This window comes from Pantoea sp. RCC30.1, assembly GCF_058148845.1.
The window spans coordinates 1-1,240 of record NZ_JBXUHX010000075.1 but is presented as its reverse complement, the minus strand read 5'-3'; the positions used below and the strand labels follow the sequence as shown (position 1 = coordinate 1,240).

At 54.8% G+C, this 1,240-nt stretch carries 1 rRNA gene; it reads right to left on the bottom strand.

Annotated features, from left to right (window positions below):
* A 23S ribosomal RNA gene (locus AC2LB6_RS24550) occupies positions 1 to 1,240 on the bottom strand; the annotation flags it as partial.

The window sequence follows — 1,240 nt, the reverse complement described above, 5'->3', positions numbered from 1 at the left end:
GCCATTGCACTAACCTCACGATGTCCGACCGTGATTAGCTGACCTTCGTGCTCCTCCGTTACTCTTTAGGAGGAGACCGCCCCAGTCAAACTACCCACCAGACACTGTCCGCAGCCCGGATCACGGGCCTACGTTAGAACATCAAACATTAAAGGGTGGTATTTCAAGGTTGGCTCCACGCGAACTGGCGTCCGCGCTTCAAAGCCTCCCACCTATCCTACACATCAAGGCTCAATGTTCAGTGTCAAGCTGTAGTAAAGGTTCACGGGGTCTTTCCGTCTTGCCGCGGGTACACTGCATCTTCACAGCGAGTTCAATTTCACTGAGTCTCGGGTGGAGACAGCCTGGCCATCATTACGCCATTCGTGCAGGTCGGAACTTACCCGACAAGGAATTTCGCTACCTTAGGACCGTTATAGTTACGGCCGCCGTTTACCGGGGCTTCGATCAAGAGCTTCTCCTTGCGGATAACCCCATCAATTAACCTTCCGGCACCGGGCAGGCGTCACACCGTATACGTCCACTTTCGTGTTTGCACAGTGCTGTGTTTTTAATAAACAGTTGCAGCCAGCTGGTATCTTCGACTGGCTTCGGCTCGGGGAGCAAGTCCCTCCACCTACGCGCCAGCGTGCCTTCTCCCGAAGTTACGGCACCATTTTGCCTAGTTCCTTCACCCGAGTTCTCTCAAGCGCCTTGGTATTCTCTACCTGACCACCTGTGTCGGTTTGGGGTACGATTCTGTGTTACCTGATGCTTAGAGGCTTTTCCTGGAAGCTGGGCATTTATCACTTCAGCACCGTAGTGCCTCGTCGTCACGCCTCAGCGTTGATAAGGGACCGGATTTACCTGGACCCTCCGCCTACACGCTTAAACCGGGACAACCGTCGCCCGGCTGATATAGCCTTCTCCGTCCCCCCTTCGCAGTAACACCGAGTACAGGAATATTAACCTGTTTCCCATCGACTACGCCTTTCGGCCTCGCCTTAGGGGTCGACTCACCCTGCTCCGATTAACGTTGAACAGGAACCCTTGGTCTTCCGGCGAGCGGGCTTTTCACCCGCTTTATCGTTACTTATGTCAGCATTCGCACTTCTGATACCTCCAGCAGCCCTCACAGGCCACCTTCGACGGCTTACAGAACGCTCCCCTACCCAACAACACATAGTGTCGCTGCCGCAGCTTCGGTGCATGGTTTAGCCCCGTTACATCTTCCGCGCAGGCCGACTCGACCAGTGAGCTA